The sequence below is a fragment of the Rhodobacter sp. SY28-1 genome, from assembly GCF_005222785.1.
GTDB lineage: Bacteria > Pseudomonadota > Alphaproteobacteria > Rhodobacterales > Rhodobacteraceae > Tabrizicola.
Genome location: NZ_STGH01000003.1, coordinates 566,643 through 586,025, shown reverse-complemented (window position 1 = coordinate 586,025; position 19,383 = coordinate 566,643). Strand labels below are relative to the sequence as shown.

Below are 19,383 nucleotides of genomic sequence, written 5' to 3'. Positions count from 1 at the left end.
TGAGACTTACTAGCCTAACCCCCTCACAACCTCCCCAACCGCTCCGTCAACAGCCGGTAGAACCCGTCCCGGTCCACGCCGCCCATGAACATCGCGTTCGGCTCCCGCCCCGTCACGCGCCACCAGTCGGCGACGGTCATGCCGAGGGTGAGCTCGGAGCCCGTCTCGATTTCCACGTTGATGTGGCGGCCGGTGAAGAGGGCGGGCTGGAGCAGGTAGGCGATCACGCAGGGGTCGTGCAGGGGGGCGCCTTCGCTGCCGTATTTGGCGGTGTCGAAGCGTTCGAAGAAATCGGTCCAGGAGGCGACGGCCTGGCCGACGGGGGTGCCGAGGGCGCGCATGCCTTCGACCCAGGCGCGGGAGGTCAGGGCCTTGTGGGTGACGTCGAGTGGCATGACCACCAGCGGCACACCGGATTTGAACACGATTTCAGCGGCTTCGGGGTCGACGTAGATGTTGAACTCGGCCGCGGGGGTGACATTACCGACCTCGAAATAAGCGCCTCCCATCAGGACGATCTCGGCCACTTTCGGGATGATGTCGGGGGCGCGGCTAAAGGCGGTGGCGATGTTCGTCAGCGGGCCGAGGGGGCAGAGGGTGACGGTGCCGGGCGGTTCGTGGCGGAGGGTGTCGATGAGGAAGTCGACGGCGTGCGTGTCCTCCAGCGGGTGGGTCGGATCGGGCAGGGTGATCCCGTCGATCCCGGTTTCGCCATGCACGTATTCGGCGGTGACCAGCTTGCGTTTCAGGGGTGTGTCGCATCCAGCGTAGACTGGCGTAGTCTTCCTCGCCAGCTCGACAATGATGCGGGCGTTCAGTTGGCTGCGGGCGAGGGGGACGTTGCCGGCAACGGCGGTGAGGGCGAGTACATCAAGCTCGGGCGAGGCGAGGGCGAGAAGAACGGCCACGGCGTCGTCCTGGCCGAGGTCGGTGTCGATGATGATCTTGCGGGACATGTTGGGCTCCTTTGCGCGGGAGTAAGCGGGTTCCGGCGGAATTTGTCCAGATGGTCAGGAAATTGGTCGTGCAATGTGGGACGGGGGGAGTAGGGTCTTGGGGTCGAACGGAGGAGGCGGCGATGGAGATACTGGTCGGGACGACGAAGGGCCTGTTCGTGCTGGAGGATGGTAGGGTCTCGGGGCCATTTTGCGAGGGCTGGCCGATCAACCATGCGGTGGGCCGGGGCGGCGACATCTGGGCGGCGGGCGGAAGCGGGTGGCACGGGGCCGGGATCTGGCGGCGTTCCGGTGGGGCGTGGTCGGTCTCGAAAGGGCCGTTCGAGGGGGCGGAGCAGCTGTGGTCGGTCTGTCTTGATCGCGACCGGGTGCTGGCGGGGTCGAAACCGGCCTATCTGTATGAGAGCCTCGACGGCGGCGAGACCTGGGCCAGGCTGGAGGCGCTGACCGATCAGCCGGGGGCGGACCAATGGCAACCCGGGGCGGCGGGGCTGACGCTGCACACGATCCTGGCGGATCAGAAGGGGGGGATCTGGGTCGGGATCTCGGCGGCGGGGGTATTCGAGTCTCGTGATGGCGGGAAGTCCTGGGCGATGCGGAACCGGCGGGGGAACCGGGCAGGGCCGGCGGGGGCGCTGCCGCGGGACTGGGGCGACGGAGTGGAGTTCCGGGCGGAGGACGAGATTTTCTCTTGCGTCCACAACCTCGCGTTCGGGGCGGCGGAGGGGCTGATCTACATGCAGAACCACCAGGGGGTGTATCGGTCCCGGGATGGGGGTGTGGTGTGGGAGGAGGTGACGGAGGGGTTGCCGTCGACCTTCGGGTTCCCGGTGGCGGCGCATCCTTCGAAGGCCGGGACGTTCTGGGTGTTCCCGCTGAATGGCGACTCGCTGGGGCGGTATCCGGTCGACGCCCGGGCGCTGGTCTGGAAGACGGAGGACGGGGGCGAGACCTGGGCGGGGAAGGGCGTGGGGCTACCGGAGCGGGACTGCTTTTTCACGGTGCTGCGGCAGGGGATGGCGTCGACGACGGGCGGGGTGGCGTTCGGGACGAACTCGGGGTCGGTGTTCCTGAGCCGGGATGAGGGGGAGAGCTGGGGGGAGGTCGCGCGGCATCTGCCGACGGTGCTGTCGGTGGAGTTCATGGGGTAGGTGTCCACGCAGGACGGTGCCGGGTGATCAAGTGATTGCAGTGGGTTGCCTGTGGACATTAACGCATTAGAAAGGATTGGGCCTGGCCTCTTGGGGCGGGAATTGCCGACCTGCGGGGCGGCGCGCGGTGCGTTAGCCTTCCGTCACCCATGGGCGGGAGGCGATGATTCACTGGTTTGTCTCGATTGCGGTGGTGGTGGCGGTGGCCTTTGGAACCGAGGCACTGGTCGACAGCTGGCTGGGCGAGGCTCGGCGGTTGTGGATCGGGCTGGGTGGGCTGGCTCTGCTGGTCCTGTCCGGTGCCTTGGTCAAGGCGAGCGGGGTCGAAGCCATGACGCGATACCTGCGCAGCGCGATGGTCGGGGCGGGAATTGGCGCAGCGCTGGACAAGGCGGGCCTGCGGCTGGGCTGGCTGCGGAGCCTTCTGCGGCTGTTCGGAATCGAGACCAAGCCGCAGGCGACAGGGGGCGCCCAAGGTCCGCGGGTCACCGGCTGGCTTCTGTGGTCGGGCTGGGCGGCCCTGCTGGTGGGTCTTGGCATGGTCTGGACAGGGATGTTCGGGGGATAGGTTCCCGACGCCCCAACAGTTCCTTTACCTACTCTGAGTGCGGGGCGAAATCGAAGTCGGTGATTCCGGGCCCGGATGGGGGCGAGACTTGGGAAGAGGTCGCGCGGCACCTGCCAACGGTGCTGCCGGTGGAGTTCATGGGGTAGAACTGCACCGCGCGAAGTGAAATTTGTGGTGGTCAGGTTCGGGGTGATGCCGTGCTCGCACGGACTACCAGCCGCGGAGTCAGCCTTTCGTGGCGGGCGGGTCCACGTTCAAAGATCAGTTTAGCGGCCAAGGCACCTCTTTCACGGGTCAGGCTGTCCACCGTAGAGAGGGGCGGGTCGCAGCGGGTGGCTGCCTCGATGTCGTTGTAGGCGACGACGGAGAGATCGCGAGGCACGGAAAGGCCGCGCCGTCGCGCTTCGCCGAGGAGGGCGATACCCTGCATCACGGACATGGAGAGGATCGCCGTTGCCTGGGGCGCGGCATCCAGCAGTAGTCCGGCGGCGCGGGCATCGTTGACCTCGGCCTGAACCATAGGAATCGCGGCGATGTCGAGGCCAACTTCAGCCAGCGCATCGGCATAGCCGAGGTACTTCTGTTGATCGACAACCGTTCCCGCGGCTGCTGGTGGGCGGGCGGTACCCGGTGGAAAGACCCGGGCCGCTCCGGGATCACGCAAGAAGGACATGATGCCAAAGCGGCGGTGTCCAAGGTCAAGAAGGTGACGGGCGGCTTCACGTGCGCCGATCCGGGTATCGACATGGACCGAGCTGATTTCGGAGCCTGCGTCGAAATCCATCACGACGACCGGCATGCGGCGCAGGCGGGCAGGTTCTACCTCTGCCATGTGTTCGACCCGCAGGAAGATCATGCCGTCGACGAGAGCCTTCGTGCCGCCGGAGGCGTCCAACCTGCCAGAGGAAACTACAAGATCGGCCCCATTCGCATCGCAGACCGAGCCGACGCCAAGCAGAAACTCGCTGAACACAGGATTGCGCAGGCTTTCGGCAATCGTCCACTGGCTGGGTGGGCGCACGGCAACGGCGTTGAACTTGCCGGTCCGTAGCAGGCTGCCGCGCAGGTCGGGGCCGCCGTAGCCAAGCGCGCGGGCGGCAGCCTCGACTTTCTCCCGCAGGGCAGGGCGCACTAGGGTTGGGTTGTTAAAGGTATTGGACGCCGTGCCTTGGGAGACCCCCGCCGCCCGCGCCACATCGATCAGCCTGACCATTGCGTTCTTATCCTGCACTTCCGTACTTGAATCGATTCAAGTTTCGCTTGACGGGTTCACCTCTCAGCGTAATCTGGCATTTGAATCGATTCAAGAACTGTTGGAGGTCTTGTCACCGACCGCCTTGCCTGGCGGCCAATTGCTCAGAGGAGATCAACATGTCCGTTTCGCCGATGTCCTGGGATCCTGCGCTTGACGCGGTCGTGGCTGCGCCCAAGCAGCACAAGGTCCTGTTCGAGAATGACCGGTTGCGAGTCCTGGAAGTCACGCTGGAGCCAAACGAGGAAGAGCCGACGCATCACCACCGCTGGCCCTCGGTCTTCGTTTTCGACCAGTTGAAGCCACCGGTGGTGGATCTTACGCCCGAAGGAGTGCGATTGCCGCCCACGCGCGATGTACTGGCCGCATTGGAGGGCTGGGACGGCAAGGGCTGCCTTGTCGTCAACATGGCGCCGCAACCGGCCGGACGGGTGCTGAATGAGTCCGATGTCGCCGTGCATGGCATCCGGATCGAGATGAAGACAAGCGCTTAGCCTGCAATACAGATGTGCGAAAGGACGCGCGGGTTCGCGCGTCCTTCCAGAAAGAGGTTAGGGTTGTTCCTGGGTGCCCTGCCAGCGTTCACCCGTCGAAGTTCACCGTCTCCATGATCTTCACGGCAGCACCGCGGGTGGCGGCGATGGCGGCGAGGGGGGTGGTGTCGGGGGTGAACTCGCCCCAGCTTTTCACCAGCTCGGACCGTTCGACGCCAGCCTTGACCGGGAATTCATAGTTCGTCTCGGCATAGATCTTCTGCGCGGTGTCGCCCGACAGCCATTCCATGAATTTCAGCGCATTTTCGCGGTTCGGGGCGGATTTGGTCATCGCCACACCCGAGATGTTCAGGTGGGTACCACCGGCCTCGAAGGTCGGGAAGACGATGTTGACCGACTCGGCGGCCGGGACCTGTTCGGGGTCGGCCAGCATCTGGCCCATGTAGTAGGTGTTCCCCAGCGCGATGTCGCATTCGCCTGCGGCGATGGCCTTGACCTGGTCGCGGTCGCCGCCGTCGGGCTTGCGGGCGAGGTTGGCTTTCAGGCCCTCGGCCCAGGTGGTCGCGTAAGCCTCGTCATGGTGGACGACCATCGCGCCGAGCAGGGCGACATTGTAGTCATGCAGGCCCGAACGGGTGCAGAGGCGGCCTTTCCACTTGTCGGACGCAAGGTCCTCATATGTGGTGACTTCGCCCGGGGCGACGCGGTCTTTCGAGGCATAGACGATCCGCGCGCGCGAGGTGAGGCCGAACCAGAGGTCGTTCGGGTCACGCAGTTCGGCGGGGATGTTGGCTTCCAGCACGTCGGACTGGACAGGCTGCAGGACATCGGCCTCGACGATCTGCAGCAGGCGGGCGATGTCGACGGTGAGGACGAGGTCAGCCGGCGAGCGGTCGCCCTCGGCCTGCAGGCGCTCGGCCATGCCCTTGTCGACAAAGGCCACGTTCACGGCGATGCCGGTTTCAGCGGTGAAGGCATCGACGAGCGGCTGGATCAGTTCCGGCTGGCGGTGCGAGTAGACGTTGATCTCTTGCGCAAGGGCAGGGACGGAACAGGCGAGGAGGGCGAGGGTCGAGAGGCGCAGCATTGGCTGACTCCTTTTGTCAGGTTATGCGGCGCTTAAACCCGAGTGTTTTGCTTGGGTCAAGTGGTTGAGTGATTTACTCGGCATTTTGTCGCGGGACCCGGTCAGGCCTTGGTCTTGTCCTCCGCCTTGGCGCGGTTCCAGAGCGCGTCCATCTCGGCCAGGTCGCTGTCGGCAGGGGTTTTTCCGGCTTCGGCAAGCCAGTCCTCGATCCGGGCGAAACGGCGGGTGAACTTCTGGTTGGCAGCGCGCAGGGCAGCTTCGGGATCGACCTTCAGGTGGCGGGCGAGGTTGGCCATGACGAAGAGGAGGTCGCCAATTTCTTCGGTGAGGGCGTCATGGGTGAGGGTATCGCGGGCCTCGGTCACTTCGCGGGCTTCCTCGACCAGCTTGTCGAGGACCTGATCGGTCGAGGGCCAGTCAAAGCCGACGCGGGCGGCGCGGTTCTGGAGTTTCAGCGCGCGGGTCAGGGCAGGGAGCGACTGGGCGATGCCGTCCAAGGTGCGCGCGGTCCCGCGTTCCTTTGCCTTCTGCGCCTCCCAGTCGCGGGTCTGCTGTTCGGCGGTCTTGTCCCGGTTGCCATCGCCGAAGACATGCGGGTGGCGGGCGATCATCTTGTCTGAGATGGCGGTGACCACGTCGGCAAAGCTGAAATGCCCGGCCTCGGATGCCATCTGGGCATGAAAGACGGTCTGGAACAGCAGGTCGCCCAGTTCGCCTTTCATTTCGCCCCAGGCCTGGCGCTCGATGGCGTCGGCGACCTCGTGCGCCTCTTCCAGCGTGTAGGGGGCGATGGTGGCGAAGGTCTGCTCGATGTCCCAGGGGCAACCGGTCTGCGGGTCACGCAAAGCTGCCATGATGGCGAGAAGACGGTCGATGCCGGAGGGGGGGAGAGTGTCAGTGGTCACGAAATGCCTGCGCCCGGAACTTTGTCCGGGCGCAGTGTAGGGGTTTCGCGGGCGGTGTCACGCCCGGACGACAGAAGGGTCAGAAGGAGAGGCCGACGCGGAGCGAGACCGAATTTGTCGTCGTCGATTCAACATCAAACGCACCACCGCCACTGAAGCTGTCGAGAGTGCCGTCCATACGTCGGCTCGTGTAGTCGAGACCGACGAACATCCTCTGGCTGACCGCAACGTCAACGCCAACACCGAGACTTGAGCCCGACAAAGTCCCGCCACCGGTCGAGTTGATCGTCCACTCACCGCGCGAATAGCCAACTGCTCCGTAGATCAGGGCCTTGCCGACAGAATACCCAATGCGACCCCTGAGGTCCAAGAGAGAGTCCAGCGTGTCGTCTCCTCCACCGGCTTCGAGGGCCACATCGGAGACGGAGGAATAACTCAACTCACCGCCGTAAACGATTTGTCCGCGCTGCACATTGTAGCCGACAAACGCACCGACCGCGCTGCCCGAACTGTAGTCTGAAGCGAAGCCGAAAACCTCTTCATAGTCTCCCGATATCCGCCCATAGCTCAATCCGGCATAGGGGCCGGACCAATCATGCACGGCGACTGGGTCGGGAGCGGCAGCCGGCATCGGGTCATCGGCGACCATCGTCGGTCCACCGGCAATGGCCGGGCTGGACAGGACTGCAAGCGCTGCAAGTGCAAGCGAGATTTTCATTGTACTGCTCTCCGTTCTGAAGGCTTATCATATGCATATAGCAGAGTTCGTCTGTGTTCCGCCTGTCCGCTCCTGTGGGTGATTCGCATTTATGACAAGTGATGCAATTCCGCATCTTTCTTGAGACAGGGTTACTCTGTCGTGCCGTCGACAAGGGTATGGCAATCCTGATCGTTGACGGCGCCGGGCGCGGCGCTTCGGTGATTGCGGTTGCCTGCGATTTCCGATTTGATCAAAGGCTGACACTGACCCGCAAGGACCCGTCATCATGCCCGTTCTGAACCGTATCGCCTCCTATGCCGAAGAGATGAAAGGCTGGCGGCGGCATCTGCATATGCATCCGGAACTGGCCTTCGAATGTCATGAGACGGCGGCCTGGATCACCGAGCGGCTGCGCGAGATCGGGGTGGACGAGATCCACGGGGGGATCGCGAAGACCGGGATCGTGGCGCTGATACAGGGCCGCGCCGAGGGTCCGGTCATTGGGCTCCGCGCCGACATGGATGCGCTGCCGATCGAGGAACTGACCGGTGCGCCCTATGCGAGCCTAGAGAAGGGCAAGATGCATGCCTGCGGCCATGACGGCCATGTGACGATGCTCTTGGGCGCGGCGAAATACCTGGCTGAGACGCGGAACTTTGCGGGCACGGTGGCGCTGATCTTCCAGCCTGCCGAGGAGGACGGCGGGGGCGGGCAGGTCATGGTGCAGGAAGGGATCATGGACCGCTTCGGCATCGGGCAGGTCTATGGCATCCACAACGCGCCGAACATTCCCTTCGGCCATTTCCAGACCACGCCGGGGCCGCTGATGGCCTCGGTCGACACGGCGGTGGTCAAGGTCACCGGCAAGGGGGGGCACGGGGCCACGCCGCACGAATGCGTCGACCCGGTGGTGGCCATCGTGGGCATGGTGCAGGCAGTGCAGACGATCATCCCGCGCAACGTCTATGCGCTGGACGAGGCAGTGATCTCGGTGACGATGATCCACACCGGATCGGCGTCGAACATCATCCCCGAGGAGGGGTATTTTGCGGCGACGATCCGCTGCTTCAAGCCTGACGTGCGGGCGCTGTTGAAGAAGCGGTTCATCGAGATTGTCGAGGGGCATGCCACGGCCTATGGGGTCAAGGCCGAGATCAGCTATGACTGGGGTTATCCGGCGACGATCAACCACGAGGACGAAGCGGATTTCGCCGCCGAAGTCGCGCGGGAAGTGTCGGGCGAGGATGCGGTCGACGCCCGCGCCGGGCGCGAGATGGGGTCGGAGGATTTCAGCTATATGCTGGAGGCGCGACCCGGGGCCTATCTGTTCCTGGGCACGGGGCCGGGGGCGGGGCTGCACCATCCGGCCTTCGATTTCAACGACGAGGCGGCCCCCATCGGGGCAAGCTTCTTCGCCCGGCTGGTCGAACGGGCGCAGCCCCTGGCCTAGCGGCGAAGAACGGGGATCAAGCCAAAGCCGATCTGACCGGCAAGGCCCAGGGCTCCGGCTGGCGTGTTCATGGCGGCAAGGAACGCGGTCGGGGTCTGGCCGAAGCCTAGCGCTGTGGCGAATTCGGCCAGCATGAGAAGCGCGAAGGCAAGAGCGCCCATCGCAAGGCGCGGGGTCCGGGGCAGGGGCCAGCGCGCCAGGACGCGGCCCGCCACGGCCCAGGAGAGCAGAAGGACCACTGGCACCTCCAATGCCACGGCGAAAAGCGGGCCGGTCACCGGTGCGACCAGCGTGACGCGCAGCGCGCCAAGCAGGAAGGCCACCGCGAAGACCGGGACGACATAGGCAACGGCAGCCTTGACGACGGAGGGCATCTTCGCACCTCATGCAGGGATTGAGGCTGGGGCCATGGTCACGACCCCGCCGGACCATGTCATGAAGGGAGATGATTTTGAAAGTCCGACTTGCCCTTGCCGCCTTTGCGCTTCTGTCCGGCCCCGCCGCCGCGCAGGACTATATCGGGTTCCAGTCGCCGACCGGGAACATCCATTGTTCGATCTACACCTGGAGCGGCTCTGCCGAAGCCCGCTGCGATCTGCGGGACTATACGCCGTCCTACACCCGGCGGCCTGCGGGTTGTGATCTGGATTGGGGCATGGCCTTTGTGGTGGGGGCTTATGGTCCGGGGGTCCTGGGCTGCGTCGGCGACACGATGATCGACCCCGGGAACTTCGTGCTGCCCTATGGCCAGGCCGTGAGCCTTGGCGGGATATCCTGCGTGTCGGCCAAGACCGGCGTGACCTGCACCAACGCCGAGGGGCATGGTTTCAGCGTCAGGAAGGCGCAGCAGAAGCTGTTCTAGGCCGGGCCCCGAATCAGCACGGCGCGCCCTGAGCCCGGCCATCCGGTCCTAATGGGGGTCGGATCAACCTTTGGACACCATATCTGGGTGACCCCCAACCTTTGGACATGCCAGGGGGCTGGCCGGATTTTGATCAAACTGCTAGTCTGCCGTTGTTATCCATTTGTGTCATTCAACAACGGAGACCTGACATGACCGCCCCCATGGCCCTGGCACGGCCCACCCCGAATTCGCTTTGGGAGATGGACCGGAGCCACGCTCTGCACCCCTGGACGAACTTTGGCCCCTTCGAGCGAGAGGGGAGTTTGGTGATGAGCCGGGGGGAGGGCTGTTATCTCTGGGACACCGAGGGGCGGCAGTATCTGGATGCCGTGGGCGGCATGTGGTGCACCAACGTCGGACTGGGCCGCAAGGACATGGCGCAGGCGATTGCAGCCCAGGTTGAGCGGCTGGCCTTTGCCAACAGCTTCGTCGATGTGACGAACGAGCCTGCGGCGCTTCTGGGCGCGAAGCTGGCCGCGCTGGCGCCGGGCGATCTGAACCGGGTGCATCTGACGACTGGTGGCTCGACCGCGGTGGATACTGCCGTGCGGATGGTCTGGTATTATCAGACCTGCATGGGTCGGCCCGAGAAGACCGACATCGTCGCGCGGGATCATTCCTACCATGGCTCGACCTATCTGTCGCAATCAGTGGGCAAGCGGCCGGGCGACCGGGTGGCCGAGTTTCGCTACAAGGAGGACGGCATCCACCACCTGACCCCGCCGAACCCCTATCGCCGGCCGGAGGGGATGAGTGAGGCACAGTTCTGTGACTGGCTGGTGGCGGAGTTCGAGGACCTGATCGCGCGGGTGGGCGCAGACCGGATCGGCGGGTTCATCGCGGAACCGATCCAGGCCAGTGGCGGGGTGATCGTGCCCCCGGAAGGCTATCTGCGCCGGATGTGGGAGGTCTGCCAGCGCCACGACATCCTGTTCATCGCCGACGAGGTGGTGACGGCATTCGGGCGGCTGGGGCACTGGTTCGCATCCGAGGATGAATTCGGCGTGGTCCCCGACATGATCACCTGTGCCAAGGGGCTGACCTCGGGCTACCTGCCGCTGGGGGCGCTGATCTTCTCGGATCGGATCTGGGACGTGATGGCGGCGAAAGGGGAGCGGTGGTTCACCTCCGGTTTCACCTATTCGGGGCATCCGGTCAGCTGCGCGGCGGCGCTGAAGTCGATCGAGATCATCGAGCGCGAGGGTCTTCTGGAGAACGCGGCCACGGTCGGGGACTATTTCCTGGACCGGCTGAAGGGGCTGGAGGCGCTGCCGCTGGTCGGACAGGTCCGCGGGCGGAGGCTGATGGTCTGCGTGGAGAATGTGGCCTCGAAGCTGACCAAGGAGCCGTTGCCGGACGGGGTGAATGAATCGAAACGGATCAGCGACGCGGCCGAGGCGATGGGGCTGATGGTGCGGCCCATCGGGCATCTGAACGTGATGTCGCCGCCGCTGACGATCAGCATGGATCAGGTCGATTTCGTGGTTGAGGTGCTGGAGAAGGCGATCCGCAAGGTCACCGACGAGCTGGTGCGGGAAGGCCACAGGATCGGGTGATTTGATCAAACCCTTGACAAGCGGTCCGGGCGCGGGTTTCCTGCCCGGACCGGATCCGCGCGTCTCCGCTGAACGACTGCGCCGACAGACCCGAGACATCTCATGGCACTTGAAGACGCAAAGACGCAGGTCGACACTGCGTTCACCCGGAATTCCAACCGGGGCTATTCCTTTGAAAACGCCTTCGGCGGCGCGACCAGCTTTCTGCGCCGGACCTATACCAAGGACCTGACCGGGGTCGATCTGGCGATCACCGGGGTGCCGTTCGACCAGGCGGTCAGCCACCGCGCCGGCACCCGCTTTGGTCCCCGCGCAATCCGCGAGGCATCGAGCCTGATGCCCTACGACCCGCCGCCGGGCTGGGGGACGGACCCGCTGGAGGACCTGTCGATCATTGACTACGGTGATGTGGCCTTTGACTATGCCAACGTGCCGGAGTTTCCCGAGACCCTGACGAACCACATCCGCACCATCCTGACGGCGGGGGCGGGGACGGTGACTTTGGGTGGGGATCACTTTATCACCTATCCCATCCTGAAGGCCTACGCCGAAAAGTTCGGTCCCCTCTCGATGATCCACTTCGATGCCCATTCCGACCTGTGGCCCGACGACAACCCGAACCGGATCGACCACGGGACGATGTTCTACAAGTCGGTCAAGGCTGGGCTGGTGGACCCGAAACGCTCGGTCCAGATTGGCATCCGCACGACGACCGAGGACTATCTGGGCGTCAACGTCATCACCGCGCGCGAGGCGCATGAATGGGGCGTTTCCCGCGTCGTGGAGACGGTGAAGGGCATCGTCGGCGACCGGCCCACCTACCTGACCTTCGACATCGATGCCCTCGACCCTGCCTTCGCGCCCGGTACCGGCACGCCGGTCTGGGGCGGGCTTTCCAGTTGGCAGGTGGCGGCGATCCTGCGCGATCTTGCCGGGATCAACCTGGTCGGCGGGGATGTGGTGGAAGTCTCGCCACCCTATGATACCACGGGAGCCACGGCGATCGCCGGGGCGCATGTCGCCTACGAGCTGATCTGCCTTTACCACTGGGCGCGGACGCAAAGGTAGGGACATGCGGATGTCGGGCTGGCTGCTGGGGTTGCTTCTGGTCGCCGGGGCAGGGGGGATCGCCTACATCCGCCTTGCGCCGTCGGACCCCAAGGCGTGGCATGTCGACCTTGCGGCGGGCGGTCTGCCCGCCCATGCGCATGTCTTCTGCATCCGGCCCGACAACCGTTATGGTCCGATCCAGGGCGACCCGAAGGCGCTGCTGGAGAAGCTCGACGCGATTGCCCTGGCGACGCCGCGGACAGTGCGGCTGGCGGGGTCCCCAGACGAAGGGCGGATCACCTGGGTCACGCGGTCGGGCCTGATGGGTTACCCTGACTATACGACCGCGCAGGTGATGGAGGGGCCGGGCCTTTGCATCGCCGGGCGGCAGCGGTTCGGGTCGAACGACTGGGGCGTGAACGCCCGGCGGATTGGCGGCTGGGTGCAGGAGCTGCTGGGTCTGAACGAACCGCCGGAGATGACCGGTTTCTAGCCGGGTTCGGACGGTTTTCAGATTGAGCGGCAAGGGCCGCAAGTCTTTTGTCTCGCGCTTTTGTGTGAAGGACACAAAGCGCTCGGGACTGCGCTCTGCGCGGGGATATTTGGCGAAGGGAAAGCAGGGCGGGTTGCCCCTTGACCCTTGGCAGGTTCCGGGCGAAACCCCGGCCATGGTACCCTTGGACAAGCTTGCGCAGATCACCGAACGCTTCGAGTTTCTTGAAGCACAGCTGAACGCCGGATCGGCGGCCCCGGCCGAGATTGCGAAGATTTCCAAGGAATATACCGACCTGAAGCCGGTCGTGGACGAAATCCGCGCCTATCGCCAGTCGCTGGACGACCTGGCCGAGGCCGAGGCCATGCTGGCCGATCCCGAAATGAAGGCGCTGGCCGAGGAGGAACTGCCCCGGCTGAAGGCCCGCATCCCCGAGATGGAGCAGGCCCTGCGGCTGGCGCTTCTGCCGAAGGATGCCGCCGACGCGCGGCCGGCGATCATCGAGATCCGGCCCGGGACCGGGGGCGACGAGGCGGCGCTTTTCGCGGGCGACCTGGCGCGGATGTACCAGCGCTATGCCGAGAAGATGGGCTGGACCTTCGAGATCATCAGCGAACAGGCGGGGGATGTCGGGGGGCTCAAGGAATTCTCGGCCCATGTGCAGGGCGAAGGCGTCTTTGCCCGGCTGAAATATGAAAGCGGCGTGCACCGGGTGCAGCGCGTGCCCGAGACCGAGGCGCAGGGGCGCATTCATACCAGCGCGGCGACGGTGGCGGTACTGCCCGAGGCGGATGAGGTCGAGATCAGCATACCGGCCAGCGACATCCGGATCGACACGATGCGGTCTTCCGGCGCGGGCGGGCAGCATGTCAACACGACGGATTCGGCGGTGCGGATCACCCACCTGCCGACCGGGATCGTGGTGACGAGTTCCGAGAAGTCGCAGCACCGCAACCGCGAGATCGCGATGCAGGTCTTGCGGTCGCGGCTCTATGAGGCGGAACGCGAGCGGCTGCATTCGGAACGCGCGGCGGACCGGAAAAGCCAGGTCGGCTCGGGCGATCGCAGCGAACGCATCCGCACCTACAACTTCCCGCAAGGGAGGATGACGGACCACCGGATCAACCTGACGCTTTACGCGCTGCCGCAGATCATGGGCGGCGATCTGACCGAGATCATCGACGCGCTGGTGGCGCATGACCAGGCCGAGCGGCTGGCGGAGATGGAGGGATGAAGGCATCGGACGCGCTGCGCCGGGCGATCCCCTTGCTGCAGGAGGCCGGGATCGCGGACGGGTCGCGAGATGCGCGGGTGCTGCTGGCCCATGCCTTGGGCATCGGTCACGACCGTCTTACGCTGAAGCTGCCCGACGAGATGACGGGGCCGCAGGAAGCCCTGTATGAAGCGGCGCTGCAGGCCCGTCTGGCGCGGCAGCCGGTGGCGCAGATCACCGGGCGGAGGCTGTTCTGGGGTCAGTCCTTTCGCGTGACGCGCGACACACTGGACCCGCGCCCCGAAACCGAGACGCTGGTGGCCGAGGCCCTGTCGCAGCCGTTCCTGAAGATGCTGGATCTTGGCACCGGCACGGGCTGCATCCTTCTGTCCTGTCTCAAGAACATGCCGATGGCGCGCGGGCTGGGGACTGACATCTCGGATGCGGCCTTGCAGGTGGCGGTTGGCAATACCCGCGACCTGGGGCTGGAGGCGCGGGCGCGGTTTCGCAAGTCCGACTGGTTTGCGAGCGTCACCGGGGCCTATGACCTGATCGTGTCGAACCCGCCCTATATCGCGGCGGAGGAAATGCCGGAGCTGGCACCCGAAGTGCGCGACTGGGAGCCGCATCTGGCGCTGACCCCCGGCGGCGACGGGCTGGAGCCCTACCGGATCATCGCGCGCGATGCCCCGGCGCGGCTGATGCCGGGGGGGCGGCTCTTGGTCGAGATCGGTCCCTCGCAAGGGGCGGCAGTGTCCGCGCTGTTCACCAGGGCCGGGCTGGAGCAGGTCCGCGTATTGCCCGACATGGACGGTCGCGACCGGGTGGTGGCGGCGGTGAAGCCCGGCGGGGACAGTTGCGGCTGCGCCTGAGCCCGCCCAAAAACGCCGGTCTTGCATAATTTGCGCTTGTCAGGCTGCGTTCCCTGTGATTACTGACCCTTGCATGGGACGGGATTGCACCTGCCCTTGCGCCATGCCAGACCGCGCGTGTTGATGAACAGCTGCCCGTTGGGGGCGGCGGCCGCGGGTCAAAGCCATCATAAGGTCAAGATGCGCTCTTCCAAGAAACGCTCGCGTTCGAACCAGAACCGCCCGCGCACCCTCGGCAATATCGTCAACCGCGTATTCGACAGTTCCGGTCCCGAGGGCAAGGTGCGCGGCACGCCGCAGCAGATCATCGAGAAATACCAGATGCTGGCGCGCGACGCGCAGTTGTCGAACGACCGCGTGGCGGCCGAGAACTTCCTGCAGCACGCCGAGCATTACACCCGGATGCTGGCCGAGGCGATGAAGGAAATGGCGGCCGAGCAGGAGGCGCGTCAGCAGCAGTATCAGCAGAATGGCGGCCAGAACGGCAACCAGAATGGCGGCCAGGGTGGTCAGGGCGGTCAGCACGGACAGCAGGGCGGCCAGCAGGGCCAGCCGCGCGGTGACCGGCAGGACCGGGGCGAGCGTGGCGACCGCAACGATCGTGGGGACCGGGGCGAACGGCGCGACTACAACCGCGACTTCCGGGCCGAGCGGGACCTGGGGTCGGAAGACCAGCCGGTCATTGCCGATGTGATCGACCTTGAGGCCGGGGATGATACCGGCCTGATCGAGACGCCGGAATCCGGCGCGCGGCCCCGGACGGAGCCGGAGCCGGAGCCCGTCGCCGAAGCCGCCCCGCGTGAGGCCGGACCGCGTGAGGACCGCCCGGCGCGGCGTCCGCGTGGGCCGCGCAAGCCCAAGGGCGAAGGCAAGTCCGATGGCGAGCCGCCGCAGGAAGCCGCCGAGTGATCTGACACAAAGGCCGCCCCTTCGGGCGGCCTTCTTCTTGGCACATCGGGCATTCGGCTGGGGATCAGGGCAGCGCAAGCGCCACTTCGCTGCGTTCGCCCGCCTTGACTGTCAGCGGGGTCTCCGAGGACTTGTCCTCTTTCGACAGCTTCACGACATAGTCGCCCGCCGGAAGCGTGGTCTCCCAGGCTGGCCCGTAGCCATAGCCGAACGAAGCGCGGTTGCCATTGATGTCAGGTTTGGCAGCGAGGACCTCGATGAACTCGTCGGTGGGCGAGGTGAAGGCGGCAACGCCTGCGTTCAGGGGCGCGACGATGTCGGTCCGTTCGCCGACCTTGATGGAAAACGGTACCTCCACCTGGGCCGCGCCCAGCGAGACGACGGCGACGTAATCGCCTGCTGGCAGGTCGAAGGTCGCGCCCGTGCCGTAGGAGTAGCCGACCGATTTGCGGTTGCCGTCGATGTCCTTCTTGGCTTCGAAGATCTCGACGAAATGATCGCCGCCCTCGACCTTGACGCTGTCCGAATAGGTGGCCTCGACCGCCGCCAGCCCCACCCCGATCACCAGATCAAGATCGGTGACCTGGCCTGCGTCGATCACCACGGACTGGTTCACCTCTGCCGAGCCGAGAACGACCTTCAGCGCATGCTCGCCCGACGGGAAGACGCGGTAGGTCTGGCCGTAGCCGGATTCATACAATTCCTCCGCGCCGCGCAGTTCCCAGAAGGCATCCGGGTCTGGATCGGCCCCGGGCGCGGCGCGCAGTGTCAGGTTCAGGACGCCCGCATCCAGCACGGCCACCGGAGCGGACAGGTCGGTTGCCGGGCCGATCTCGACATCCTGCTCGACCCGCGCCTTGTGCAGTTCGGTCACCATCCGGTACCTGCCGGGCGCAAGGCTGCCCTTGGTGGTGCCGTAGATCGTCGTCGTATCGCCCGCGGGCTGGCCGTCGGCGCCAAGCGGGGCAAAGCTGAACACCACGTCGCGGATGATGCGGTCGTCAAGCTCGGCGCCACCTTCGACCAGATAGGCTGCCGGGTCGACATTTTCCGCCAATGCGGCGGGCGCGGGTTCGGGTTCCGGCACAGGTGCCGGTTCTGGTTCCGGCTCGGCCACGACAACCGTGGTCTTCAGCGCATCGACCAGGCTGCCCGCATCCTTGGCCTCGATATACCTGCCCCCGGTATTCTCGGCCAGGCAGGCCACGGTGGCGCCTTCCTCGGCGGTCAGGCCGAAGCCCACGACATGCGCGGTGAAATCGACGCCCGAAGCTTCAAGTTCCGCCCCGAGCGCACAGGGGTCGGCCTCGCAGGTTTCGATCCCGTCGGTGATCAGGATCACTGTGGCCTTCGCCTCGGTCGATTTCAGTTCGGATGCGGCCTGGCGCACGGCTTCGGTGAGGGGCGTCTTGCCCAGGAATTTCATCGCATTCGCCGCATCGGTGATCGCCTGCGCCGTGCCCGTGGCCGGGGGAACGACCAGTTCGATGTCGCTGCACGAGCCCTTTTCGCGGTGACCATATGCCATCAGCCCCAGTTCCGCCTCGGGTGGCATTTCGGACAGGACCGCCCCCAGCGCCTCGCGCGCGATTTCCAGCTTGGCGCGGCCGTCGATCTGGCCCCACATCGACCCCGAAGCGTCCAGCACGATGATCGACCGGCCCTCGGCCAGAAGCGGTGTGGCGAAGATCGCCTGGGCGACAACAAGACCACGAAGGAAAACGGCAAGGCGCATGGAATGGCTCCGGCTGGAAATGACTTTGGCGAGAGCCTAGGCCAGCGTCTGCCCGCAGGTCAACCAGAGCGTGTAAGACTGCAATCGGGCCCCCGGGACGAACCCGGGGACCCGAGAAGGGTCGGGCCAAGGCAAGGGGACAATGTGCCTTGGGCCGCCCGTCCGCACCCTGCCGCCCGGGATGAGTGACCAGCCCGGACGACAGGGACCCGGCGAAGGGAGTTACATCGCCGGAAGAAGCACGGTGTCGATCACATGGATCACGCCGTTCGACTGCTTGACGTCGGCGATGGTGACGGTGGCGACGTTGCCCTGGCCGTCCTTGATCTTGACCATCCCGTCCTCGACCATCGCGGTGAACTCGCAGCCGCCCACGGTCGTCACGGTGTGCATGCCGCCATCGTCAGCGACCATCTTGTTGATGTCCGCCGCCATCGCGTTCGCCGCCACGACGTGGCAGGTCAGGATCTTGGTCAGCTGGTCCTTATTTTCAGGCTTGAGCAGGGTTTCCACCGTGCCCGCGGGTAGCTTGGCGAAGGCGTCGTTCGTCGGCGCGAAGACGGTGAAGGGGCCTTCGCCCTGCAGGGTTTCCACCAGGCCCGCGGCCTGAACGGCGGCGACGAGGGTGGTGTGGTCCTTCGAGTTCACCGCGTTCTCAACGATGTTCTTGTCTTCATACATCGGCGCGCCGCCCACCATCGGGTTTTCGGCCAGCGCCATGCCGGTGGTCAGGGCCAGGATCGCGGTGGCCAGTTTGAAGGATTTCATGTCTGTCTCCCTTTGGGGTTAGAGGAGCGGGGTCATTCCCGCCTCACACCCGAAGGAACGGGGGCGTTCCTGGGGAAGTTTCAGACGCTGTTCGGCCTCACGGCTTCGTGATCAGGCATCCTGCCCGACGATCGCCGTCAGGATCACCGGGCCGGTCGGCAGGCCGGTTGGAGAGCCGCCTTCCGGCTCGATCGAGACGGCGAAGACAAAGCCTTCGGGCGGCACCGGATAGTCGATGACCAGCGGGCGGTCTTCCAGCAGGCCCAGGGAAACCGGGCTGGCACCGGGGGCGATGATCCACAGTTGGTGCACCTGGCCGGAGACAGCAGGCGCGCCCGCAACGCGCGTCACCTGCAGGGTGTCGCCGAAATGGGTGACCTGGTAGGACAGGCGCTGGTCGGCGGTCGCCAGCGTGACCAGCGGGTCCTGCCGCGGCGGGGCCAGCGTGGCCACGGTGGCCAGCACCAGGACGGCGGCAACGGCCGCGCCGGAGAGCCAGCCGAAGTTCAGCCCGAACCCGCGGCGAGCCGGGGCAGGGGTGTCAGCCTTGGGGAAGAGCCGGGCCTCGATCTTCGGCAAGAGGTCCGGGGCCGGAATCTCGGCGAAATCATCGTTCATCCCGGCCATGCGATTTTCCCAGGCGGTCACCCGCGCGGCAAAGCCGGTGTCGCGCTTGGCTCGCGCCTCGGCCTCGGCACGTTCTGACAGGCTCAGGACGCCCAGCACATATTCGGCCGCCAGAGCGTCATCGGCCTCATCAGGGGTAAGCGGAGTGTCTGTCATTGGTCGAGACACTCCTTCAGCTTGAGGAGGCTCCGCCGCAGCCAGGTGCGCATGGTGTTCAGGGGCACGGCATGGCGTTCGGCCAGTTCGATGTAGGACTGCCCGTTCAGATAGGCGCCGCGCACCGCATCGGCGCGGTCGGGTTCCAGCGTGGCAAAGCAGTCGGCCATCCGCCGCGCCTCGCCCTGCGCGATCAGCCGGGTTTCGGCGCGCGGGGCACTGTCCTGGACGGTGTCGAGGCCATCGTCCGAGGTCGCTTCGGGCCGGGCGCGCAGGCGGTCGATGGCAAGGTTGCGGGCAATGGCGATCAGCCAGGTCATGCCCCGGCCTTTCGCCGGATCGTATCGACCCGCGCGCACCCAGACCCGTGTGTAGACTTCCTGCAAGGCATCCTCCGCCTCTGCGCGTTCCTTCAACATACGGAGCAGAACGCCCATGAGTTTCGCCGAGGTGTCGCGATAAAGCGCGCGAAAGGCCGCACGGTCTGCAGCGGCGCATTGTGCGATCAAGCTGGCGACAGGATCATCCATGCCGCGA

General features: G+C 65.6%; 22 protein-coding genes. 12 read left to right on the top strand and 10 right to left on the bottom strand.

Annotated features, from left to right (window positions below; genetic code table 11):
* Nucleotides 1–23: 23 nt before the first annotated feature.
* Nucleotides 24–956, bottom strand: a complete 933-nt coding sequence (locus E8M84_RS17005; RefSeq protein ID WP_137112396.1) for a nucleoside hydrolase — start codon at nucleotides 954–956, stop codon at nucleotides 24–26.
* A 122-nt stretch (nucleotides 957–1,078) separates the two neighbouring features.
* On the opposite strand from E8M84_RS17005, the gene E8M84_RS17000 reads away from it, so the two are divergent.
* Together E8M84_RS17000 and E8M84_RS16995 are read left to right on the top strand one after the other, a co-directional pair.
* The gene (locus tag E8M84_RS17000) at nucleotides 1,079–2,107 is read left to right on the top strand and encodes a sialidase family protein (protein ID WP_137112395.1); all 1,029 of its coding nucleotides are present in this window, start codon (nucleotides 1,079–1,081) and stop codon (nucleotides 2,105–2,107) included.
* A 163-nt stretch (nucleotides 2,108–2,270) separates the two neighbouring features.
* The gene (locus E8M84_RS16995; RefSeq protein ID WP_137112394.1) at nucleotides 2,271–2,675 is read left to right on the top strand and encodes a hypothetical protein; all 405 of its coding nucleotides are present in this window, start codon (nucleotides 2,271–2,273) and stop codon (nucleotides 2,673–2,675) included.
* Nucleotides 2,676–2,853: 178 nt separating this feature from the next.
* On the opposite strand, the gene E8M84_RS16990 is transcribed toward E8M84_RS16995, so the two are convergent.
* Nucleotides 2,854–3,906, bottom strand: a complete 1,053-nt coding sequence (locus tag E8M84_RS16990) for a LacI family DNA-binding transcriptional regulator (RefSeq protein WP_137112393.1) — start codon at nucleotides 3,904–3,906, stop codon at nucleotides 2,854–2,856.
* A 140-nt stretch (nucleotides 3,907–4,046) separates the two neighbouring features.
* Here E8M84_RS16990 and E8M84_RS16985 point away from each other — a divergent pair, with 140 nt between their 5' ends.
* Nucleotides 4,047–4,421, top strand: coding sequence for a hypothetical protein (locus tag E8M84_RS16985; RefSeq protein ID WP_137112392.1), 375 nt, complete (start codon nucleotides 4,047–4,049; stop codon nucleotides 4,419–4,421).
* A gap of 88 nt (nucleotides 4,422–4,509) precedes the next feature.
* On the opposite strand, the gene E8M84_RS16980 is transcribed toward E8M84_RS16985, so the two are convergent.
* From E8M84_RS16980 to E8M84_RS16970, 3 genes are all read right to left on the bottom strand, one after another.
* Nucleotides 4,510–5,508, bottom strand: a complete 999-nt coding sequence (locus E8M84_RS16980; protein ID WP_137112391.1) for a Fe(3+) ABC transporter substrate-binding protein — start codon at nucleotides 5,506–5,508, stop codon at nucleotides 4,510–4,512.
* A gap of 101 nt (nucleotides 5,509–5,609) precedes the next feature.
* Complete coding sequence (gene mazG / locus E8M84_RS16975; RefSeq protein ID WP_276607131.1) at nucleotides 5,610–6,413, bottom strand: nucleoside triphosphate pyrophosphohydrolase; 804 nt, start codon at nucleotides 6,411–6,413, stop codon at nucleotides 5,610–5,612.
* Nucleotides 6,414–6,492: 79 nt separating this feature from the next.
* Nucleotides 6,493–7,131, bottom strand: a complete 639-nt coding sequence (locus tag E8M84_RS16970) for an outer membrane protein (RefSeq protein ID WP_137112390.1) — start codon at nucleotides 7,129–7,131, stop codon at nucleotides 6,493–6,495.
* Between the two features lie 101 nt (nucleotides 7,132–7,232).
* Here E8M84_RS16970 and E8M84_RS21550 point away from each other — a divergent pair, with 101 nt between their 5' ends.
* Nucleotides 7,233–7,412: a hypothetical protein gene (locus tag E8M84_RS21550; RefSeq protein WP_170971974.1), complete on the top strand. Its 180-nt coding sequence runs from the start codon at nucleotides 7,233–7,235 to the stop codon at nucleotides 7,410–7,412.
* Nucleotides 7,400–8,563 carry a M20 aminoacylase family protein gene (locus tag E8M84_RS16965; RefSeq protein ID WP_137112389.1) on the top strand — a complete coding sequence of 388 codons (1,164 nt, stop codon included), beginning with the start codon at nucleotides 7,400–7,402 and terminating at the stop codon, nucleotides 8,561–8,563. The genes E8M84_RS21550 and E8M84_RS16965 overlap by 13 nt, the downstream gene beginning before the upstream one ends.
* On the opposite strand, the gene E8M84_RS16960 is transcribed toward E8M84_RS16965, so the two are convergent.
* On the bottom strand, nucleotides 8,560–8,937 hold the full coding sequence (locus E8M84_RS16960; RefSeq protein WP_137112388.1) for a hypothetical protein: 378 nt from the start codon (nucleotides 8,935–8,937) through the stop codon (nucleotides 8,560–8,562). The genes E8M84_RS16965 and E8M84_RS16960 overlap by 4 nt on opposite strands.
* A gap of 77 nt (nucleotides 8,938–9,014) precedes the next feature.
* On the opposite strand from E8M84_RS16960, the gene E8M84_RS16955 reads away from it, so the two are divergent.
* From E8M84_RS16955 to E8M84_RS16925, 7 genes are all read left to right on the top strand, one after another.
* A complete protein-coding gene (locus E8M84_RS16955) occupies nucleotides 9,015–9,425 on the top strand; it encodes a DUF6636 domain-containing protein (RefSeq protein ID WP_170971973.1) in 411 nt (136 codons plus the stop codon).
* A 191-nt stretch (nucleotides 9,426–9,616) separates the two neighbouring features.
* A complete protein-coding gene (locus E8M84_RS16950; protein WP_137112386.1) occupies nucleotides 9,617–11,023 on the top strand; it encodes an aminotransferase in 1,407 nt (468 codons plus the stop codon).
* Nucleotides 11,024–11,125: 102 nt separating this feature from the next.
* Nucleotides 11,126–12,091, top strand: a complete 966-nt coding sequence (speB, locus tag E8M84_RS16945; RefSeq protein ID WP_137112385.1) for an agmatinase — start codon at nucleotides 11,126–11,128, stop codon at nucleotides 12,089–12,091.
* Nucleotides 12,092–12,101: 10 nt separating this feature from the next.
* On the top strand, nucleotides 12,102–12,566 hold the full coding sequence (locus E8M84_RS16940; protein ID WP_346763696.1) for a DUF1499 domain-containing protein: 465 nt from the start codon (nucleotides 12,102–12,104) through the stop codon (nucleotides 12,564–12,566).
* A 175-nt stretch (nucleotides 12,567–12,741) separates the two neighbouring features.
* Nucleotides 12,742–13,800 (top strand): peptide chain release factor 1, encoded by a 1,059-nt coding sequence (gene prfA / locus E8M84_RS16935; protein WP_137112383.1) that lies wholly within the window; start codon nucleotides 12,742–12,744, stop codon nucleotides 13,798–13,800.
* Entirely contained in the window at nucleotides 13,797–14,651 is an 855-nt protein-coding gene (gene prmC, locus E8M84_RS16930; protein WP_137112382.1) for a peptide chain release factor N(5)-glutamine methyltransferase, read from the top strand. Before prfA ends, prmC begins: the two co-directional genes overlap by 4 nt.
* A 180-nt stretch (nucleotides 14,652–14,831) precedes the next feature.
* Entirely contained in the window at nucleotides 14,832–15,560 is a 729-nt protein-coding gene (locus tag E8M84_RS16925) for a DUF4167 domain-containing protein (RefSeq protein ID WP_137112381.1), read from the top strand.
* 64 nt (nucleotides 15,561–15,624) lie between these two features.
* Here the strand turns inward: E8M84_RS16925 and E8M84_RS16920 are convergent, their stop codons facing one another.
* The 4 genes from E8M84_RS16920 to E8M84_RS16905 all read right to left on the bottom strand — a co-directional run bounded on the left by E8M84_RS16920 (nucleotide 15,625) and on the right by E8M84_RS16905 (nucleotide 19,376).
* Complete coding sequence (locus tag E8M84_RS16920; protein ID WP_137112380.1) at nucleotides 15,625–17,295, bottom strand: VWA domain-containing protein; 1,671 nt, start codon at nucleotides 17,293–17,295, stop codon at nucleotides 15,625–15,627.
* A 222-nt stretch (nucleotides 17,296–17,517) separates the two neighbouring features.
* On the bottom strand, nucleotides 17,518–18,063 hold the full coding sequence (locus tag E8M84_RS16915) for a fasciclin domain-containing protein (RefSeq protein ID WP_137112379.1): 546 nt from the start codon (nucleotides 18,061–18,063) through the stop codon (nucleotides 17,518–17,520).
* Between the two features lie 111 nt (nucleotides 18,064–18,174).
* On the bottom strand, nucleotides 18,175–18,846 hold the full coding sequence (locus E8M84_RS16910) for an anti-sigma factor domain-containing protein (protein ID WP_137112378.1): 672 nt from the start codon (nucleotides 18,844–18,846) through the stop codon (nucleotides 18,175–18,177).
* Entirely contained in the window at nucleotides 18,843–19,376 is a 534-nt protein-coding gene (locus E8M84_RS16905) for a sigma-70 family RNA polymerase sigma factor (protein ID WP_137112377.1), read from the bottom strand. Before E8M84_RS16905 ends, E8M84_RS16910 begins: the two co-directional genes overlap by 4 nt.
* Nucleotides 19,377–19,383 lie beyond the last annotated feature (7 nt).

What these genes read in the sequence shown, in the direction of transcription:
- E8M84_RS17005 (WP_137112396.1), bottom strand. Translation starts at nt 956, where the DNA reads ATGTCCCGCAAGATCATCATCGACACCGACCTCGGCCAGGACGACGCC.
- E8M84_RS17000 (WP_137112395.1), top strand. Translation starts at nt 1,079, where the DNA reads ATGGAGATACTGGTCGGGACGACGAAGGGCCTGTTCGTGCTGGAGGAT.
- E8M84_RS16995 (WP_137112394.1), top strand. Translation starts at nt 2,271, where the DNA reads ATGATTCACTGGTTTGTCTCGATTGCGGTGGTGGTGGCGGTGGCCTTT.
- E8M84_RS16985 (WP_137112392.1), top strand. Translation starts at nt 4,047, where the DNA reads ATGTCCGTTTCGCCGATGTCCTGGGATCCTGCGCTTGACGCGGTCGTG.
- E8M84_RS16980 (WP_137112391.1), bottom strand. Translation starts at nt 5,508, where the DNA reads ATGCTGCGCCTCTCGACCCTCGCCCTCCTCGCCTGTTCCGTCCCTGCC.
- E8M84_RS16970 (WP_137112390.1), bottom strand. Translation starts at nt 7,131, where the DNA reads ATGAAAATCTCGCTTGCACTTGCAGCGCTTGCAGTCCTGTCCAGCCCG.
- E8M84_RS21550 (WP_170971974.1), top strand. Translation starts at nt 7,233, where the DNA reads ATGCAATTCCGCATCTTTCTTGAGACAGGGTTACTCTGTCGTGCCGTC.
- E8M84_RS16965 (WP_137112389.1), top strand. Translation starts at nt 7,400, where the DNA reads ATGCCCGTTCTGAACCGTATCGCCTCCTATGCCGAAGAGATGAAAGGC.
- E8M84_RS16960 (WP_137112388.1), bottom strand. Translation starts at nt 8,937, where the DNA reads ATGCCCTCCGTCGTCAAGGCTGCCGTTGCCTATGTCGTCCCGGTCTTC.
- E8M84_RS16950 (WP_137112386.1), top strand. Translation starts at nt 9,617, where the DNA reads ATGACCGCCCCCATGGCCCTGGCACGGCCCACCCCGAATTCGCTTTGG.
- speB (WP_137112385.1), top strand. Translation starts at nt 11,126, where the DNA reads ATGGCACTTGAAGACGCAAAGACGCAGGTCGACACTGCGTTCACCCGG.
- E8M84_RS16940 (WP_346763696.1), top strand. Translation starts at nt 12,102, where the DNA reads ATGTCGGGCTGGCTGCTGGGGTTGCTTCTGGTCGCCGGGGCAGGGGGG.
- prfA (WP_137112383.1), top strand. Translation starts at nt 12,742, where the DNA reads ATGGTACCCTTGGACAAGCTTGCGCAGATCACCGAACGCTTCGAGTTT.
- prmC (WP_137112382.1), top strand. Translation starts at nt 13,797, where the DNA reads ATGAAGGCATCGGACGCGCTGCGCCGGGCGATCCCCTTGCTGCAGGAG.
- E8M84_RS16925 (WP_137112381.1), top strand. Translation starts at nt 14,832, where the DNA reads ATGCGCTCTTCCAAGAAACGCTCGCGTTCGAACCAGAACCGCCCGCGC.
- E8M84_RS16920 (WP_137112380.1), bottom strand. Translation starts at nt 17,295, where the DNA reads ATGCGCCTTGCCGTTTTCCTTCGTGGTCTTGTTGTCGCCCAGGCGATC.
- E8M84_RS16915 (WP_137112379.1), bottom strand. Translation starts at nt 18,063, where the DNA reads ATGAAATCCTTCAAACTGGCCACCGCGATCCTGGCCCTGACCACCGGC.
- E8M84_RS16910 (WP_137112378.1), bottom strand. Translation starts at nt 18,846, where the DNA reads ATGACAGACACTCCGCTTACCCCTGATGAGGCCGATGACGCTCTGGCG.
- E8M84_RS16905 (WP_137112377.1), bottom strand. Translation starts at nt 19,376, where the DNA reads ATGGATGATCCTGTCGCCAGCTTGATCGCACAATGCGCCGCTGCAGAC.